Source organism: Paraburkholderia sp. (genome assembly GCF_050742655.1).
Classification (GTDB): domain Bacteria; phylum Pseudomonadota; class Gammaproteobacteria; order Burkholderiales; family Burkholderiaceae; genus Paraburkholderia.
Window position 1 is genome coordinate 23,151 of sequence record NZ_JBOIGG010000031.1, and the last position, 17,572, is coordinate 40,722.

At 63.0% G+C, this 17,572-nt stretch carries 15 protein-coding genes; 3 read left to right on the plus strand and 12 right to left on the minus strand.

Annotated features, from left to right (window positions below):
• Positions 1 to 849: an FAS1-like dehydratase domain-containing protein gene (locus tag ACREXZ_RS28940; RefSeq protein WP_431767562.1), complete on the minus strand. Its 849-nt coding sequence runs from the start codon at positions 847 to 849 to the stop codon at positions 1 to 3.
• A 319-nt stretch (positions 850 to 1,168) separates the two neighbouring features.
• On the opposite strand from ACREXZ_RS28940, the gene ACREXZ_RS28945 reads away from it, so the two are divergent.
• Positions 1,169 to 1,573 carry a transposase gene (locus ACREXZ_RS28945; protein WP_431767563.1) on the plus strand — a complete coding sequence of 135 codons (405 nt, stop codon included), beginning with the start codon at positions 1,169 to 1,171 and terminating at the stop codon, positions 1,571 to 1,573.
• A 110-nt stretch (positions 1,574 to 1,683) separates the two neighbouring features.
• On the opposite strand, the gene ACREXZ_RS28950 is transcribed toward ACREXZ_RS28945, so the two are convergent.
• Together ACREXZ_RS28950 and ACREXZ_RS28955 are read right to left on the minus strand one after the other, a co-directional pair.
• Positions 1,684 to 3,084: a sigma 54-interacting transcriptional regulator gene (locus ACREXZ_RS28950; protein WP_431767564.1), complete on the minus strand. Its 1,401-nt coding sequence runs from the start codon at positions 3,082 to 3,084 to the stop codon at positions 1,684 to 1,686.
• A 496-nt stretch (positions 3,085 to 3,580) separates the two neighbouring features.
• Positions 3,581 to 4,285: a response regulator transcription factor gene (locus tag ACREXZ_RS28955; RefSeq protein ID WP_431767565.1), complete on the minus strand. Its 705-nt coding sequence runs from the start codon at positions 4,283 to 4,285 to the stop codon at positions 3,581 to 3,583.
• A 694-nt stretch (positions 4,286 to 4,979) separates the two neighbouring features.
• On the opposite strand from ACREXZ_RS28955, the gene ACREXZ_RS28960 reads away from it, so the two are divergent.
• Positions 4,980 to 5,657 carry an OmpA family protein gene (locus ACREXZ_RS28960; protein ID WP_431767566.1) on the plus strand — a complete coding sequence of 226 codons (678 nt, stop codon included), beginning with the start codon at positions 4,980 to 4,982 and terminating at the stop codon, positions 5,655 to 5,657.
• Between the two features lie 45 nt (positions 5,658 to 5,702).
• Here ACREXZ_RS28960 and ACREXZ_RS28965 read toward each other — a convergent pair whose 3' ends face one another.
• From ACREXZ_RS28965 to ACREXZ_RS29005, 9 genes are all read right to left on the minus strand, one after another.
• Positions 5,703 to 7,016, minus strand: coding sequence for a galactosyl transferase GMA12/MNN10 domain protein (locus ACREXZ_RS28965; RefSeq protein ID WP_431767567.1), 1,314 nt, complete (start codon positions 7,014 to 7,016; stop codon positions 5,703 to 5,705).
• Positions 7,013 to 7,708: a class I SAM-dependent methyltransferase gene (locus ACREXZ_RS28970; RefSeq protein WP_431767568.1), complete on the minus strand. Its 696-nt coding sequence runs from the start codon at positions 7,706 to 7,708 to the stop codon at positions 7,013 to 7,015. The genes ACREXZ_RS28965 and ACREXZ_RS28970 overlap by 4 nt, the downstream gene beginning before the upstream one ends.
• Positions 7,709 to 7,875: 167 nt before the next feature.
• The gene (locus tag ACREXZ_RS28975) at positions 7,876 to 9,726 is read right to left on the minus strand and encodes a tetratricopeptide repeat protein (RefSeq protein ID WP_431767569.1); all 1,851 of its coding nucleotides are present in this window, start codon (positions 9,724 to 9,726) and stop codon (positions 7,876 to 7,878) included.
• 61 nt (positions 9,727 to 9,787) lie between these two features.
• Entirely contained in the window at positions 9,788 to 10,915 is a 1,128-nt protein-coding gene (locus ACREXZ_RS28980; protein ID WP_431767570.1) for a DUF2827 domain-containing protein, read from the minus strand.
• The gene (locus tag ACREXZ_RS28985) at positions 10,912 to 11,394 is read right to left on the minus strand and encodes a DUF4019 domain-containing protein (protein WP_431767571.1); all 483 of its coding nucleotides are present in this window, start codon (positions 11,392 to 11,394) and stop codon (positions 10,912 to 10,914) included. The genes ACREXZ_RS28980 and ACREXZ_RS28985 overlap by 4 nt, the downstream gene beginning before the upstream one ends.
• A 57-nt stretch (positions 11,395 to 11,451) precedes the next feature.
• Positions 11,452 to 12,033, minus strand: coding sequence for a hypothetical protein (locus ACREXZ_RS28990; protein ID WP_431767572.1), 582 nt, complete (start codon positions 12,031 to 12,033; stop codon positions 11,452 to 11,454).
• A 10-nt stretch (positions 12,034 to 12,043) separates the two neighbouring features.
• Complete coding sequence (locus ACREXZ_RS28995) at positions 12,044 to 13,174, minus strand: DUF2827 domain-containing protein (RefSeq protein ID WP_431767573.1); 1,131 nt, start codon at positions 13,172 to 13,174, stop codon at positions 12,044 to 12,046.
• Positions 13,171 to 14,334: a DUF2827 family protein gene (locus ACREXZ_RS29000; protein WP_431767574.1), complete on the minus strand. Its 1,164-nt coding sequence runs from the start codon at positions 14,332 to 14,334 to the stop codon at positions 13,171 to 13,173. Before ACREXZ_RS29000 ends, ACREXZ_RS28995 begins: the two co-directional genes overlap by 4 nt.
• Positions 14,335 to 14,436: 102 nt before the next feature.
• Positions 14,437 to 15,882 (minus strand): YadA family autotransporter adhesin, encoded by a 1,446-nt coding sequence (locus ACREXZ_RS29005; RefSeq protein WP_431767575.1) that lies wholly within the window; start codon positions 15,880 to 15,882, stop codon positions 14,437 to 14,439.
• On the opposite strand from ACREXZ_RS29005, the gene ACREXZ_RS29010 reads away from it, so the two are divergent.
• The coding region (locus tag ACREXZ_RS29010; protein ID WP_431767576.1) for a hypothetical protein at positions 15,875 to 17,572 on the plus strand (1,698 nt) is incomplete at its 3' end. The two genes, ACREXZ_RS29005 and ACREXZ_RS29010, sit on opposite strands and share 8 nt — an antisense overlap.

The window sequence follows — 17,572 nt, forward strand, 5'->3', positions numbered from 1 at the left end:
TCAGGCGAGCGTCGCCGACGCACGCATCGTCAGATAGCCGTCGTGGTCTTTCGCCCACAGTTCGATGCTCGTGCCGTCCACCGACGGCTTGCCGCAGACGGTGAACGGATTCGGCACGAAGGTGGGTCGCAGCGCGCGGAACGAGAACGTCGCGAGCGTCGCACCGGGCAGCTCGCGACGCACCAGATCGACGAGCAGCGTCGCGATCAACGGACCATGCACGATAAGGCCAGGATAGCCTTCCTGCTGCGTCACATACGGATGGTCGTAGTGGATGCGGTGCCCGTTGAAGGTCAGCGCGGAGTAACGGAACAGCAGCACCGGATCCGTCTCGATCGTGCGTGAGAACGCGTGGTCGAGCGGCGCTTTCGCGGGCTCCTTGCGCGGTTCGCCGGCAATGTCCGAAGACGCCTCGCGATACACGAGGTCCTGCTCTTCGTCGATACGCAGTTCGCCATTCACGTCGATCTCATGCCGCACGGTGACGAACACGAGCCGGCCAGTGCGGCCCGTTTTGTCCTCGATATTGACGATCGTCGACACGCGGCGCGCCTCGTCGCCGGCCTTCAGCGGCGCATGAAACGTGAACCGCCCGCCCGCCCACATTCTGCGCGGCAGCGGCACCGGTGGCAGGAAACCGCCGCGCTTCGGATGGCCGTCCGCGCCGGCTTCGGCGAGCGGCGAAACCGGCAGGAAATACAGCCAGTGCCACAGCGGCGGCACCTCTTTTAGTTCGGGCGCGCGGTCCAGCGTCGCACTCAATGCGGCGAGTGGAAATGCCGTCACGGTGTCGCGTTGCGTCTCGGATCTGTCGAGCCACGCATCGAGCGTCGCGGTGGTGTCGGACACGGCGGTGTCTCCGGATAGATGAGCTTGTGGACTCCACTATGAACCCGAATGCCGCCCCACGCGAAGTCGCGATTTCCGAATCGGTACTTCGGGATTCGTTAATGCGATACGCAGCGATGCGCGCGGGACGTGGCCAGTCGCGCGCCAATCGAGACGAGACCTGTCCTTCATTTGTCAATGATTGACATTTTCTCACCGGCATTCGCGGTAGCCTAGAGCGGCACGCTACCGTGTGCACCCAGCCCCGTCGCACCAGCGCTTCCCGCCCGAAGTGCATCCCAATGTGTGCGTTCTTCTGTGTGCTTTTTTCCGCCTGCGAATGTCGTCAAAACCATTGTTACCGAATCCTGTCCGCCCGGAACCTCCATTCCGCGACCTCACGGAAGACGAATGGATGCGCGTCGCGCGCCTGCTTCCGGAAATGAAATCGACCGGGCCACGCCGCGGCCGTCCGCATGCGGATATCCGTCAGGTCGTCAACGGCATCCTCTGGGTGCTGCATCATCGCAAGCCGTGGAGCGCGATGCCGAACACGTATCCGGTGCATCAGACCTGTCATCGACATTTCCTGCGCTGGCAGGAAAACGGTGTACTGGCCACAGTCGCGACCGAGTTGTTCGGCACCGATACCCTCTGCACCGACTATGGCGTGCGCAGCCGCAAGATCGCGAGCCAGCCGCACCCGGTGCAGGCGTTGATGGTCGACTGGCCGTCGCGTCCCTGAGTGCACGTTGAGTCAGGTATCGCGGCCTGTCTTTCTTCTGTTTGCCGGGGCCGCGTTCGTCGTCCCCCTCCTCTTCTTCTTTCAGGCGCCGCGCCGGCGCCTTCTTTGACTCATCCGCTATTGCGCGACGACCGGAACGCCATGACATCGATGCCGCGGGTACGCAGCAGTCTCGACAGCGTCACGCGCGAGATGCGCAGATCGCCCGCCGCCTTGCTCAAGCTGCCGTGGTTTCTCAACAATGCCCGCTCGATGATCTCGCGGTCCGCATCTTCGCGGGCCTCGGCCAGTGACACCGTGCGGCTCTGCGTGTATTCGCCGAGATCGAGATCGTCGGCGGTGATGAACGGATGCTCCGACATCACGATCGCGCGCCTCACCCGGTTGATCAACTCGCGCACGTTGCCGGGCCAGCCGTAACAGTAGAGCGCGGTGATCGCATCGGGTGCAAAGCCGCGCACCCTGCGCTGCGAATCCGAACGATGGCGGTCGAGCGCACGTCTCGCAAGCAGTTCTATGTCCATTCCGCGCACGCGCAACGGCGGTTCGTCGAGATGAAGCACGCACAGCCGATGGAACAGGTCCTCGCGGAACCGGCCGCTCGCGATTGCCTCGGGCATATCGACGTGCGTCGCCGCGACGATCCGCACGTCGACGTCGATCGGCTGATGGCCGCCGATGCGCTCGATGGTCTTTTCCTGCAGGAATCGTAGCAAGCTCGCCTGGCTTTCGAACGGCAGATCGCCGATTTCGTCGAGGAACAGCGTACCGCCCATCGCCTGCTCGACGCGGCCGATCTTGCGCTGGTTCGCCCCGGTGAACGCGCCGCGTTCGTAGCCGAACAGTTCCGATTGCAGCAGGTGCGGCGGAATCGCGCCGCAATTGATGGCGACGAACGGCCGCCCGCGGCGCTCCGAGCGTTCGTGGATAGCCTGTGCGGTCAACTCCTTGCCAGTGCCCGACTCTCCGGAGATGAACACCGGTGCGTCGGTTCGCGCGACTTTGCGTATCGACCGGAAGAGCGAGATCATCGCCTCGCACGAACCGACCATGCTGCCTTCGACGTGCACCTGATGCCCGCCCTTCAACCCGGTACGCTGCAGCTCGTTACCGTCGGGGTCAAGCTCGCGCATCCGCGACTTCAGCATGTCGAATGCAGATGCGATCGACAGCGTAAGCTGAACCGGCGAGAACGGCACCGACAACACATCGAAGCAATGATCGACCGCGAGGGTGCGCACGACAGGATCGGCCAGCTGATCAGGGCCTAGCAGACCCACTGCACCAACGTGCGGCAACGCGAGCAATCGTTCGAGCGCCATGCGCGCGCTGACATCGAAGCCGTGCGAGAAATCGATGACCACGCACGCGAGGTCGCTCGCACGCAGCGTTCTGCGAAGTTCATGTGTGGGGAGGGAGGACGTGACGGACCAGAATTGAGATTCGAGGTCGGGCATCCATTCGGGCTGCGGTCCAGCCGTGAGAACCAGGACGTGTCTCGTCGTTTTCATTGCATTGTTCGTGTCTGCTGCAACCGCTTGCGATCCGCTGCACGGTTGTAGACCCCCGGGGGAAACCGGAAAGACGTAGTTGACGTCCGTATACCGTCGTCAATTTCGAGATCGATCTGACTTTTCGCCCATGACCTTATTTAATTTTGAGATTTGGCACAACTCAAATTGCATGGCTTTTACAATAGTTAAAAGTCTGCGGCCAAGACCCTAAGTTAGACTGAGCTTCTGTATTGCGCAGCCAACGCGATTACGCATAAGAGCGACCAGACTGACTGACGGGTGCCTATGAAAAAGCATGCACGGTTAAAGCAATCGCGCCGGCGCAATACGCCGCACACGGCAGTCGACATGCATGTCGAAAAACATACGGCCCCACCACCGCTCCAGCCGCAACCGTACCTGATCGACGACGAGGTCGAGCATGTATCGGCTGCACAGGCTCCGCGAAGCGCGCACGTCCAGCTTTGGGATGAGTGAAGGAAGAGGTTACGCGTTATTCGTTAATCGCGCCGATCTCGTCGATCGATTCGAGGCGATAGCCGTAACCATAGATGGTCGTGATCTTGAAGCCCGTTTCGGGCTGCAACTGCATTTTTTTTCTCAATACGGAAATATGCGTGTCGACGGTCCTCGATTCGAACCGCACATCCGATTTCCATACCACTTCGAGCAGATGATCGCGCGAGACGGGCTGGTTCAGGTGCTGGAACAGCATCAGCGCGAGATCGCGCTCCTTGCGTGTCAGAAGCAGCCGGTTGCCGTTCATCGTCACCGCGCCGCCGGTATGAAACGTATATGGTCCGAACGTGATCGTACCGGGTACCATGACCCGCATCTGCTTGCGTCGCAACAGCGATTCGACGCGCGCGGCGAACACACTCGGCGATACGGGCTTGACGACGCAGTCGTCGGCGCCGCCGTCGAAGATCGAGACGATATCGGTATCGCGCCGCCGGGTTGTGAGAAACAGGACGAGCACGCTGGGCGGCAAGTGCTTGCGAACCCATTTCAGCACTTCTTCGCCGGACATATCGGGCAATGCCCATTCGATTATCAGAAGATCGGCCGACTGCCGCTGCAGATGCTTGACGAGCGTCCGCCCTTCCGTGAACCGGTGACACACGTGACCCGCCGTACCCAGTACGTCGCTGATCGTGTCGAGGATCTGTACATCGTTATCAAGGATACAAATTCTCATATTGATGCGGTTCCCGACGGCTGACTCGTTCTATCTATGCGGCAGACCTACCGCGCAACACTGCGGACGCGGCATGGGCATGACAAGCCGCCTTCCGCCTGGCTCCCCCGCATGGCTCCCCGTAAGACACGCCGATCGATGTTTTCTTCTTACACCTGGCCACACCAGGCAAGCGATCGGATAACCGTGTCCAGCCAACGCGTGTAACACCTTCCATGAATGCATTCTCCTGGAAGCCCCGCTCGAAGACTGTTAAATAATGATAAGCATGCGCACCGCATTCATTTTTTCGGTATAGCAGCAGATGTCCATTCGGACGAGTCCAGCCGTTGGCCTGAACACACATTTATTCACAGTGCAAGTCCTCTGCTCCTCTAAACTCAAGTCGCTTCAACGGCTTATCGAGTTTCACCGTTGAGGCGCACTTCCTCCTTGATATGCGCATCCCCGAACCCCCGACTACGGGACGCGCATTTTTTTCTGATGTAGCGAGATCCGCCATTTATGCGCATTTCGTGTCAATCTCGCCTAACATTCATTGGCAATCCCGAGCGAAACGCTAAGCTGTATTGGCCGGAGTATTCGGGCCGCGTTGCAGTGAGCTTGCGTGGTCGCTGTGCTAACCGATCGCCCGCCTGTTCCAGAAATCGCCCATCGCCGGGCCGACTCATACACACACTCCTGGATTGCCGACATGAGAAAAATCGCCCTCTGCGGACTCGCCTTCTCCGCTGCGCTGGCAGGCTGCTCCGCCACATCCGGACCGACGTTCAACGCTTACTCGGTCGATGTTCCCGGCCATGAGAAAGCGTATCGAGTCGAGTGCGGCGGCATTTTCGAGAGCTCGAAGGCCTGCATGAAAGCCGCGCAGCGCATCTGCGGCGACCAGCCTGTGCGTGTAGTCGAATCGGTCGACACTATCCGCGCCGCCGGGGCTACGAGCGATCCCCGCACGTTCACCTTCCAGTGCGGCGCGGTGCAAACCGCGGCCGAACCGGCCGCGACATCGGAACCGGCGGCGAGCGCTGCCCCGATGAACCTCGAACTCAACGGCGAAGCAAACTTCATGACCGATCGGGCGAACCTCGCACCGGCCGGTATTGAAAAGCTCGATGCGCTGCTCGCCGCGAACAAGGACACGACCTTCGAGGAAGTCACGGTGAACGGCTACACGGATTCGCGCGGCACGCGTGCACACAATATGGCGCTGTCGCAACGCCGCGCCAACACGGTGGTCGCCTATCTGAAGGATCACGGGATGAAGTCCGCGGCGTTCACTGCTCGCGGCCTGGGCCCGGACAATCCGGTCGCGTCGAACGCCACGCCAGAAGGACGCGCGAAGAACCGGCGCGTCACGATCGTCATCCGCTAACCCGTTGAAGTCTCGCCGCCGATGGGCGGCGAGGGCGGCGCGCCGCTAGTCGAGCAGCGCGTCGTCGTGCGCCATCATCAGCGCCCGCATTTCCGTCCACATGCCGTAGTAGTGAACGATGAAGCTGTCGGGTCGACGCAGCGTCCACGGCGTATTGAAGACCGTCGAATCCAGCACGGGCGCATCGTCCAGCAGTCCGGCACGATTCATCGCTTCGATGAAGTACATCTGGTCGCCGTTGCTCGCATACACGGACGACCGGTCCACGACACCCGCAATATCCGCCATCAGATCGCCCAGCATCGCGTTGTTGCGCTCGGTGCGCCGAAATCCCATGACGCCCGAGTTGAACGCCCATTGCCCGACGTCACGGGCGAGCAACCAGTCCCGGTTGTCCAGCAGGGGTTCGAGCGGCTGATCCAGATCGGCGATCAGCACATCGGCATCGATCCAGAATACCCACTCGTGATGCTGCAGGTACGCGTGCAGCAGCCACGGCTTGAACCAGTTGCCGCTCGCCTCCAGGCCGACTTCCTTCGGTATGTCACGATGAACGTACAGCGTGTAGCCGTGCGCCTCGCAGTAGCGCCGGAAATTGCGTTCCGCGATCCGGCCATATGAGTCGATGTTGGACGTATAGAGCGTGGTCAGCGCGATGCGCGATCCGAACGGCCCGTACGTACTGCGCTCGGCGCTGTCGGGTGCCTCGTAGACGGGGAAGTCGAACAGCGGCAGACCAGACGCGAGATGCCCGTTCACGTGCGTGACGAGTATGTCGCGAAATCTCGGCGTCACGCCTTTGTTCGATGGCATTTCGGGCGCATCGTCGATGCTTATCGAGAAGGTCGGCACGCGGCTCCACACCGGGTCGTAGTTGTAGCCCGCGCCCATCACCGGGCAAACACCGTCGATCAGACTCTGGTAGTGAACCGTCTCCAGCCCTTCGAACAGCGCGGCCTCGGAGTCGACCGGTTCGCCGCCCAGCCGGCAACGCCGCACGACCGCTTCGACCGCCGCGCGTCCCGCCGGCGTGTTGCGCCAGATCTGCACGTCGATCTGCGGCAGCACGTGACCGGACGTGCGGGCGAGCAACCAGTTGCGATCTCCGAGCACCCGTTCCAGCGGTATCACGCGAACGATCGCCGCGTCCTCGCTCAGCAGCAGCACGCTCTCGCCTTCTGCCGCGCGGCGCAGCGTGTGCAACAGCCATTCGTATTTGTAGAGCAGGCACAACGGCCGCCGGTCGGTCACGGCGGTCGCGTCGTTGTAGTCGTGCCGGTATCCAAGCCTGCGCGCGTAATACCGATGATTGTGGAGGCTGGCCGGTGCCGTCCGGCGGAAGTGACTCAGAACGATCATGACGCGTGTCCCGCCTGTACGTAGCGTTGCCGAAGCCGTGCGCAGATGCTGTCGATCTCCCACAACCCCAGACAGCGGTCGTACTGCGGCACGGTCAGATTGTTGGGCCCGTAGATGATGCTCTCCTGACTGCCTTCGATTAGCAGCGCACGCGGCGGCGGCAAATTGTACGGCACCATTTCGAGGTTGATCGGCGTCCACTGTCCCGTCGCGATATCGGCGTTGCGCGGGTAGGTGCGGCACGTGAACGTGGTCGTGAGCAGATAGCGCGCGCGGCTGTTCGCGAAAGTCTCGAACGCGCGGAACACGTCCGCATGCGAAAAGTGGAACAGGCAGTCGCGACAGAGGATCAACTCGCAATCCGGCAGCGGATCGGCCAGCAGATCGAGATGCAGGAAGCGCCGGTGCGGCGAACCGTAGGTGGCCTGGTTGGCGGCGATCAGATCGGGCACGATGTCGGCGCCGGTGTAGTCGATGCCTTCGAGGTCGACGTGCCGCATCCAGTTGAAATCGCCGCACGGCACGTCGAGCATCGACGTAATCCCGAAACGCCGCAGAAACCCCGGCAGCTCGCGGATGATCTGCTCGGTGTTGCGCAATTCCGACCCCCAGCCGGACACGCTCTCGGCGGAAAGCCAGCCTTGCTCGCGATAGATTTTGAGGAAGACGTCTGAGGTGTCATCAGTAGACATGGCTCGGCTCTTTGTCGTGGTGAATCTCGTGCCCCGGTCGCGCGGCGCGCCCGTCGGTAATGGTAATTCCGCGGCAGCGCCTCGCACAATGGCGATGCCCGTAAAAGCAATCGCGTCGCGATTGCGTTAAACATGCTCTTCAAACACAAACAGGCGCCAATCCGGATTCAGTGGCTGCCCGAACGCCGGGCCGCGAGCTGCGCCAACGCGTCGTGCAATTCGCCCATCACCGGCGACCAGTCGCGATAGTCGCGCTGGCGAAACAGCTTCATGCTGCTGTACCACGGACTGTCGCGACGCTCGAGCATCCACACCCAGTGCGGATTGACGTCGAGCAGCAGCCACGTCGTCACGCCGAGCGCGCCACCCAGATGCGCGACCGACGTGCACACCGTGATCACCAGATCGAGGTTGCGAATCAGTGCGGCGGTTTCATCGAACGATACGAGGTCGGGCGTGGGATCGTTGACCGCGAGCCCCTGTTCGCGCATCCGCGTGACGCCATCGCTGTGACCGACCTGCAAGCTGTGGAACTCCACGTCCGCGATGCCGCCGAACGCGTGCGCATACTGCTCGGGATCGACCGAGCGCAGCGGATTGCGCTGATGCCCAAGGCTGCCGCTCCACACGAGGCCGACGCGCAGCGCACGGGACGGCCCGAGCTTCGCGCGCCACCGCTCGACTGGCGCGGAGTCCGCTTCCAGATAGCCAGCGGCGGCCGGCAGCGTATCGGGCGTCACGCCGAACATGAGCGGCAGACTGCCGATCGGAATATGAAAATCGAAGCTAGCCGGATCGACGCTCAAACCCGCGACGGGCTGTACGCCGTAGCGCGCGAGACTATGCGCGAACAGCGACTGCAGGCCATTGAAGGTGTGATACACGAGCGTGCCGCCCGCCGCCTTCACGCGCTCGGCGAGCGGCGGGATGAAGCGCACGAGCTGGATCGCGTCGCCGAACCCCTGCTCGCCCCACACGAACAGCCGCTTGCCGGCAAGATCCTCTCCGCGCCAGCGCCGCTCGGGATGGAACGCCGGCGTCCTCGACAGTTCGATCGATCCCTGCCAGCGCGCCTCGTGATTCACGAGGCCGTTCACGTAATCGCCCCGCACCAGTTGCAGCATCGCCACCGACCACTGCACGCGCGGCGAATGCGGCGTGAGTTCCGCGCAACGGATCACCGCGGCGAGCGCGTCGTCCCAGCCCTGCAGTTCCTTCAGCGCGCTCGCGCGCGCGCCGTGCGCCTCCGCATACGACGGCGCCAGCACGCACGCGCGCTCGGCGGTGATCAGCGCGTCGTCCGGTTCGCGCAGCGACAGACATGCGCTCGACAGGTTGACCCACGCAAGCGCGTTCTCCGGATCGCGATTGAGCACATCCAGCACGAGGCGGCGCCCGGTCGCGGGATCCTTCATCTGGTTGTACAGCGCGCCGAGGTTGTTACGCAGCATCGGCACATCGGGATCGATCCGCGTCGCGTGGCTGTACGCGTCGAATGCCGCGTCCAGTTCGCCGATGCGCTGTTGCGCAAGTCCCAGCACGAACCACGGCTGCGCGTGTTCGCTGTCGGCCGCGCACCACGCTTCGGCGATCGCTATCACCTCCTTGTGCCGTTCCAGTTGCACGAGCACTTCGACCCATTCCGACGGCCAGCCGCGCTCGCTGTTGCCTTTATCGTCCGCATTGCTGCCGGCTGCGACGGCGTCGCTGCGATTCGTGTGCATCAATCTCGCTTGCCAGGCCCGCTCGAACCATTGCAACGCGACCGCGTGCTGGCCAAGCGCGCGCGTCGAGCGCGCCATCTCCACCAGCGCCGGCGCAAATCGATCGACCGCGGCAAGCGACGGTTCGAGCGTCGCCACCGCCTGCGCGTAGCGTCCGCGCAGCCGCAGCAAGCGGGCCGCGAGCGTCAGCGCACCGGCATCGTCCGGCTGCTCGCGACGCCATTGCGAAATGTCTCGCGCCGCGCCGAGTAAATCGCCCTGCTCGAGGAGTCCAGCAATGCGGCCAAACAGCATGGTTGAATTCACTTATCAAGGTGTGATGTGAACGTCGCGCTTACCGCATGAAAACTGCCTGCTAGCGAAGCGGCCGGCGCACCAGGTCTTCGAGCAGCGCATCGTACGTGGCGACCAGCTGCGGATGATCCGGCAGATAACGCGCAATCATCGTGCGCTGCGTCTCGCGATACCACGATGCATGCGCGTCGTGCTGATCGAGCGCGGTCAGCACCTGCTGCGCGCCCTTCGTCGCGTCGTTATCCGGATAGTAGTAACCGAGATCCGGACACAGCGACGCGTTGTGCACCAGCGCATACCCCTGCCAGCAGGCTTCGAGATAAATGTAGTTCAGCGGATTCTCGAGCTGGTGCGAAATCACGATGTCGGTGTTGCTCGACAGAAATTCCGGCGTGTCGTGCCGCCCCAGGAACACCGCCTTGTGTGCCCGCACGATGTCGAGCTGGTTCATCAGCGAGATGAACTCGAGGCTCTCGCGCGCGATCTGCTCGGCGTTCGTAACCTGCAGAATCTCGATGTCGTCGGGCCGCGCGCGGTACGCGAGATCCGCGATCAGCGTCGGGTACAGGCAGAACTTCACGATGTTGATGTTCGGCTCGATGACGGACAGCCGCTTCGGACCGCCGCGCGGCCGATACCGGCCGTTCTCCGGCAAGTCCTTGCTACGCGCATCGACGAACATCGGGCTCCAGATAAACGGCGCGACCCGCGCGGGCAACCGGCGCAGCACCTCGAAATACGAGCGGCTGATGCGATCGACCTGCGGAATCATCCAGATGTCGTCGTAGTGCTGGTTGATGAACAGGTTCTCGCCCCACAGCGGCTTGCGGAACAGCACCGACTCCATCGCGTGCACGTATTCGAACCCGCAGCAGTACGACACGAGCCGCACGCCGCGCTGCTTCAGATACGCGGTCTGCGCGCCATCGATCTGGCCGCCCAGTTCGATCAGCACGTCGAGCGAGTCTTTCGCGTCGTCGAAGGTCTGCGTGGGCCAGCGGGTCAAGTCCCACGGAAGTTTATCGGTGACCGGAATCTGCGTCGTGTTGACGAGCACCGTCGACCCGACACTCGGGCAATGTCGCAGCGCCTCGGCGAGAAACACCGCGTTCTGCTTGATGCCGTTGTTCCACAGCGTTTCCGCTTCGTGGTGCAACCCGATCGTGATGCCGACGCGCAGTCCGCTCATGGTTTCGGGACGCTCTGCTGGACGGCCGGATTGAGCTGCTGGGTCCGGCGCACGTTATAGCCCGTCAGGTGCCATTGACTGTCGGACTCCAGCCGGAAGCTGACGAGCTCGAACACGGTCTGGCCGTCCGCCGTGTGCGATGCGTAGTCGACGTTCGCGTACAGACCGTCTGGAACGTCATGGTTGTTCGTATACTGCAGCCGCATGACGGACGCCCAGCCGCGCGTAGCAATGGTGCCGAGCGACTGCCGCGCCTGCTGTAACTGCGTAACGAACAGCGGTTTCTGGATCTTCGTCTTGACGAATGGCGCGGCGTTGTCCCACAGCGCCCCCTCATGCGCCGCGTCGATCTGCTGCAGCACCGCGTCCGCATCGCGCAGCAGTTCGTCGGCAGACGCGCCGGGCGCGGCCATCGCGAGCGTCGCGACCGACATCAGCAGCAGCGTGGCGGCGGTCTTCGTCAGGGTTCCGATTTTCATCTGTTCTCTCACGGTTGGTGCTGCTTCATCGTGTGGGACACGTGCACGACGGCCGAATCAGCGCGCCGCCGCCTTCGAAAACGCGACATAGCGCCGGATCACAAGACAGCCCGGCGGCGAATCGATCAGCGAGACCGACGAGCCGGCGTCCTTGCCGTCCGTGTACACCGTCATATGACCGAGTAGCGATGTCGCGCGATAGCCCTGCAGTTCCTGCCCGGCGATGGTCTTGCACGCAACCGGCGCGACCGAAATCCGCTCCGCCGACACCGAACACGAGCCGTCCGGTTCCGGCACTGCCGTCACCGACATCGCCGCCGCTGCGTTCGACGGATACTCCAACCCGATCAGCGAAAAGATCGGGCTCGTGTTCACGCGCTTGTGATCCCAGTCGAGCAGCAGATCGTTGGTAGACGTGCCCTGGACGCCGAGCGTCGACAGCGCGGTCAATTGCGACCGGCATTGCTTGACGCCAATGTTGTTGATCGCCGCGGCCATCGAGTTCAACGGACCGGCCGGCGTCGGCGCGGCGAGAATACTTTGCGCGAATACGCTGCTACCCGGCGTGGCGGCCAGTAGTGCACCGAATGCGGCCACGATCGAAAGACGAAAACGAAACGAGGAAAACCCGGAGTTCATGGCTCGCGACTCACGTTGATTGCACATAGAGCGCGTCGATCGCATCCGCGTACGCGCGTACGTTGCCTTCGTTTTCGGGATCGAGGCGCCGCAGATATGCCTTCGCCGACTGCCGGTATGCATCGAGCCCCGCATCGTGCTCCGCGAACGCGCGACGCAAAGCCGCACCGCCCTCTTCGCAGTCGAAGTCTTGATAGCGATACCCACAATCGCCGAGCAGATGCGAATTGTGGATCAGCGGATAGCCGCCGTACAGTGCCTCGTAATACACGTAGTTCTGCGCGTTTTCCCAGTGATGCGAGACGACCACGTCGACATCGCTCGACACGACGCGCACGAACGGAAAGCGCCCTTCGAACGACGTGAGGCCATGCTGCACGATGTTCAGACTGCGCGCGAAGCCGTTGAAGGTCACGTGCTCTTTCAGGTGGAACGTGTTGTACGCCCACACGCGTTCGAGCAGGTCCGGATCGGCGCGATGCGCGACTTCGCAGCACAGCATCGGAATCAAGCCCGTCTTGACCATGCAGATGTTCGGCTCGAAGATGCCCGCGCGCCAGCGCCGACGCCCCGGCCGGTAACCGAAGCTCATGCCCTCGGGCAGCGCCGCGACCTCGCGCTCCAGCATCGCGGGACTCCACAGATGCGGCACGATCCGCACGCTCGCGCGCATCGCGCTGCGGTAGTACTGCGCGGCCGTCTTTTCGTACTGCGTCAGCGTCCAGATCTCGTCGTACGGCGCGCCCGAAATGAGCAGCCCGTGCGGCTTGTCGAACACCATCCGTTCGATGTCGATCACGTAGTCGTTGCCGACGCGCATCGTCACGACCTTGCCGCCGCGCTCGCGGAACGCGACGATCCATTCGCGGCCCAGCTGCGCGCTCATCTCGATCATCAGGTCGAGACTGTCCATCGCCGTGTTCATGTCGATCACCGGTGCCGGTGCATCGCCGAGAAAGTTCTGCGCGTCCTCGGTGCTGCCGTCACCGCCGGCGACCAGAAACACATTGCCGACACGCGGCATGCGCTTCAACAGCATCACTAGGTAGATGCAGTTCTGAAAAATACCGTTTTCCCACAGCGACTGCGTGCCTTTGCGCACGTAGATCGAGACGCCGACGTTCAGACGGGTCGTGTTCATGATGATTGCCGCCCGTCGACGAACGGTGTGTCGCGGCACAGATCCAGCAGCCGCTCCGCGTAGCCCTGCAGATTGTGTGCGGCGAACGGGTCGACCGCGTCGAACACGCGCTGCGAGCCGCTGCGATAGTCCGCGAGATTCGCATCGTGACTGGCTGCCGCATGCCGCAACTGCGCACCACCCTGCACCGCGTCGAACTCAGGATAGTAGTAGCCCGCGCCGAAGTCGCGCAGCCATTCGGAGTTGTGCACGAGCGGATAGTCGCCGGTCAGCGTATCCATGTAGCTGTAGTTCTGGTCGTTGGTCCACTGATGCGACACGACGGCATCCGCGTGCTGCACCATGAACCCGACGATATCGTGCCGACCATGGAACGTGGCTTTGTGCTCGCGCACGAGATCGAGCGAATTGGCGAGATGCAGCATCGTGGGGTGGTTTGCCATGTGCAGCGTGTTGAGCACGTGCATCGCGTCGATGCTCGAACGGTCCGCGCGATACGCTTCGTCGCAGGCGAGCATCGAGATCATCGACGTCTTCGCCACCGAGATGTTCGGCTCGAAGATAGCCACACGTAACCCCGTGCGCGCATCCGCTACCCGCTGTTCGCAAGCAGCCGCCCAGCCGAAGCGAAAACCCTGCCCCTCGACCTCGGCGATGCGTTGCCGGATGAACTGCGGATGCCACAGATAAGGCACCTCATGTACCACGCAGCGATGCAGCGTGCGCTGAAAGCTGGCGAACATCCGGTACTCGGGCAGCACCCAGATTTCATCGCAGCGGTCCGCGCGCGAGAAGTGGCTCGGCTTGTCGAACACCGGCGGTTCCGCGAGGCCCGCGAACGGATGACCGCAGCAGTAATAGACGACCTTCCTGCCGCGGGCGCGCATCAGATCGAGCCATTGAACATCGAGCGCGCCGGACATTTCGATAATGACGTCGACCTCGTCGGTCGCTTCGCGCTGCGACATCAGCGTGAGACCGAGCGTCGCCGTATCGACCTGCTCGGGCATCGCCCCCTGGTCGCCGACGTCGATCAGCGAGACAGCGCGCACGAACGGCAGCCGCTGGAACAGCCGGGCCAGGAACACGACGTTCTGACCGAGACCGTTCTGCCAGATATTCTGGCCTTGATGACTGATGACGGAGATTCCGATGCGCATGGGGCCGTGGAGCAGAAGTAGCGCGGACCGCTGTACGACAGCGGTCCGCGAGGGGTACGGCAATCATATCGTCAGAGGCGCTCCGACGCTACCGCCCGGGGCCTACCACGAATATCCCACGCCGGCGTTGAACAGCACGCGCTCGCCGCTCGAGGTACTCACGCCGAACTTGACGATCGTGTTCTGCGTGACCCGCGCGCTGCCGCCGACCGCCAGTGCCGTGTAGCCGCCGTAGTTGCCGAGACCGGCGCCGAGCATGAACGTCTTGCCCGCCTCGACCTGCGGCAGACCGGCGAGCGCACCGGCCATCGCCACCCCCGAGTACGCGTAGCGCGCCACGTTGTTGACGTTGTTCTGCACGCCTTGCAACTGCGACAGATTCACCGCGTCGGTCGGGTTCACGCCCGGCGCGACGTTCGTGACGCGCCGCTCGCTGCCGGCCGAACCCACCGACACCGTGTTCGCCTCGTTCGCCACCGAGCCCGAGCCGAGCGCCACCGAGTTCGCGCCGCTCGCCACCGAGTTCGAGCCGAGCGCCGTCGACTGCGTGCCCGTTGCCTGCGACTGGAAGCCCATCGCCGTCGAACCCTGGCCCTGCGCGGTCGCCCGGAAGCCGATCGCCGTCGTGTTCGTGTCCTGGGCAAGCGACTGCGAACCGATCGCCGTGGCACCGTTCGCGACCGTCGTCGTGGTCGCGCCGTTCACCCCGGCGACCGTGCCGGCCTGCGCACAGGTGCCTGACACAGTCGTGTCGGCGCCGTTGGCCGAGCCGCAGCTCGACGAGTCGACCGTGGTCGTCGTCGTGTTGTTGAATCCGCGGCCCTGCGTCGTCGTGTCGCCGCCGTTCTGATTGTGGTTCGGGTTGCCCGGATTCAGCGTCGACGCCGTCGTGCTCAAGCCCGTCGACAGACTGCTGATACCCGTCGAGGTCGACGTCGACAAACTGCCCAGGCCGGTCGACGTCGAGGTCGACAGACTGCCCAGGTTGCTGTTGACCGTGCTCAGTCCCGTCGACAGCGACGAGATCTCGCCGAGCGACGTGCTCAGCTGGCTGGCCACGCTGAACAGCTGACTGCCGTTGATCGCGTCGGTGCTGGTCGCCGAGATCTGGCCGGCTGCGACGTTGGTGAGCTGCCGTTCGTTGCCCGGCGAACCGAAGCTGACCACCCCCACCGGCGACGCGCCGGCGAACTGGCCGAGCGTCATCGACCCGAACGAGACCGATGAGACCGGCACCGCTGCCGTCGTGACCGTCGAACCCGCCCCCAGGGCAACCGAGTTGGCTATCGATACGGCCGCGCCGTTGCCGATCGCCACCCCGTTGCTGACCGACGCGGTGCTGGCCTGACCGAGTGCGACCGCGCCGTCGGCCGTCGCGTTCGCACCGTCACCCACTGCCACGCTGCTGGCACCCGACGCGAGTGCCGCGGTACCCGCGGCCAGCGCGTTGACGCCGGTCGCGCCGTCGTTGTTGTAGTTGGCCTGCTGCGTACCGCCGTCGTTCACGCTGTAGTAATGCGTGCGCGAGGACGAGATCGCTGTGCTCAAGCCAGTCGACAGTGAACTGATGCCCGTCGAGGTCGAACTCGAGAGGCTCGTCACGTTGTTATTGGTTGTGCTCAGGCCAGTCGACAGGCTGGTAATCCCGGTCGACAGGCTCGTGATGCCCGTCGAGAGACTCGTGATGCCGGTCGAGAGGCTGCTGATCCCGGTCGACGTCGACGTGGACAATGAAGTCAGGCCCGTCGACAACGAACTCACGCCTGTCGACAGTGAATTGATGCCTGTTGATGTCGAGCTCGACAGGCTTGTGACGTTGCTGTTGGTCGTGCTCAGGCCGGTCGACAACGAACTCACACCCGTCGACAGCGAACTGATACCCGTGGACGTGGAACTCGACAGGCTTGTGACGTTGCTGTTCGTCGTGCTCAAGCCGGTCGACAGGCTGTTGATGCCGGTCGAGGTGGATGTCGACAGAGAGCTGATTCCCGTCGATGTCGAGCTCGACAGGCTCGTCACATTGCTGTTAGTCGTGCTCAAACCGGTCGACAGGCTACTGATCCCCGTCGAGGTCGACGTGGACAGCGAGCTGATCCCGGTCGACGTGGAACTCGACAGGCTCGTGACGTTGCTGTTCGTGGTACTCAAACCGGTCGACAGGCTGCTGATGCCGGTCGAGGTCGAAGTCGACAGCGAGCTGATGCCGGTCGAGGTGGAGCTCGAAAGGCTCGTCACATTGCTGTTCGTGGTACTCAGGCCGGTCGACAGGCTGCTGATGCCCGTCGAAGTCGACGTGGACAGCGAGCTCACGCCAGTCGACAGAGAGTTGATGCCCGTGGAAGTCGAGGTCGACAGCGAACTGATACCCGTCGACGCAGAACTCGACAGACTTGTGACGTTGCTGTTGGTCGTGCTCAAACCGGTCGACAGGCTGTTGATGCCGGTCGAGGTCGACGTGGACAGAGAGCTGATGCCCGTCGAGGTAGAGCTCGAGAGGCTCGTCACGTTGCTGTTGGTCGTGCTCAGACCCGTCGACAGGCTGCTAATGCCAGTCGAGGTCGACGTGGACAGCGAGCTCACGCCAGTCGACAGAGAGCTAATGCCCGTGGAGGTCGAAGTCGACAATGAGCTGATGCCTGTCGAGGTGGAGCTCGACAGGCTCGTCACATTGCTGTTGGTCGTGCTCAGGCCGGTCGACAGGCTGCTGATGCCGGTCGAGGTGGATGTCGACAGAGAGCTGATTCCCGTTGAGGTCGAGCTCGACAGGCTCGTCACGTTGCTATTGGTCGTGCTCAAACCGGTCGACAGGCTGTTGATGCCGGTCGAGGTCGACGTGGACAGAGAGCTGATGCCCGTCGAGGTAGAGCTCGAGAGGCTCGTCACGTTGCTGTTGGTCGTGCTCAAACCGGTCGACAGGCTGTTGATGCCGGTCGAGGTCGACGTGGACAGAGAGCTGATGCCCGTCGAGGTAGAGCTCGACAGGCTCGTCACGTTGCTGTTGGTCGTGCTCAGACCCGTCGACAGGCTGCTAATGCCTGTCGAGGTCGACGTGGACAGCGAGCTCACGCCAGTCGACAGAGAGCTGATACCAGTTGACGTGGAACTCGACAGGCTCGTGACGTTGCTGTTCGTCGTGCTCAACCCAGTCGACAGGCTGCTGATGCCCGTCGAGGTCGATGTGGACAACGAGCTTACGCCGGTCGACAGAGAGCTGATACCAGTTGACGTGGAACTCGAC

Excerpts from the sequence above, each read along its gene's own strand:
- ACREXZ_RS28945 (WP_431767563.1), top strand. The coding sequence starts at position 1,169 with ATGTCGTCAAAACCATTGTTACCGAATCCTGTCCGCCCGGAACCTCCA.
- ACREXZ_RS28950 (WP_431767564.1), bottom strand. The coding sequence starts at position 3,084 with ATGAAAACGACGAGACACGTCCTGGTTCTCACGGCTGGACCGCAGCCC.
- ACREXZ_RS28955 (WP_431767565.1), bottom strand. The coding sequence starts at position 4,285 with ATGAGAATTTGTATCCTTGATAACGATGTACAGATCCTCGACACGATC.
- ACREXZ_RS28960 (WP_431767566.1), top strand. The coding sequence starts at position 4,980 with ATGAGAAAAATCGCCCTCTGCGGACTCGCCTTCTCCGCTGCGCTGGCA.
- ACREXZ_RS28965 (WP_431767567.1), bottom strand. The coding sequence starts at position 7,016 with ATGATCGTTCTGAGTCACTTCCGCCGGACGGCACCGGCCAGCCTCCAC.
- ACREXZ_RS28970 (WP_431767568.1), bottom strand. The coding sequence starts at position 7,708 with ATGTCTACTGATGACACCTCAGACGTCTTCCTCAAAATCTATCGCGAG.
- ACREXZ_RS28975 (WP_431767569.1), bottom strand. The coding sequence starts at position 9,726 with ATGCTGTTTGGCCGCATTGCTGGACTCCTCGAGCAGGGCGATTTACTC.
- ACREXZ_RS28980 (WP_431767570.1), bottom strand. The coding sequence starts at position 10,915 with ATGAGCGGACTGCGCGTCGGCATCACGATCGGGTTGCACCACGAAGCG.
- ACREXZ_RS28985 (WP_431767571.1), bottom strand. The coding sequence starts at position 11,394 with ATGAAAATCGGAACCCTGACGAAGACCGCCGCCACGCTGCTGCTGATG.
- ACREXZ_RS28990 (WP_431767572.1), bottom strand. The coding sequence starts at position 12,033 with ATGAACTCCGGGTTTTCCTCGTTTCGTTTTCGTCTTTCGATCGTGGCC.
- ACREXZ_RS28995 (WP_431767573.1), bottom strand. The coding sequence starts at position 13,174 with ATGAACACGACCCGTCTGAACGTCGGCGTCTCGATCTACGTGCGCAAA.
- ACREXZ_RS29000 (WP_431767574.1), bottom strand. The coding sequence starts at position 14,334 with ATGCGCATCGGAATCTCCGTCATCAGTCATCAAGGCCAGAATATCTGG.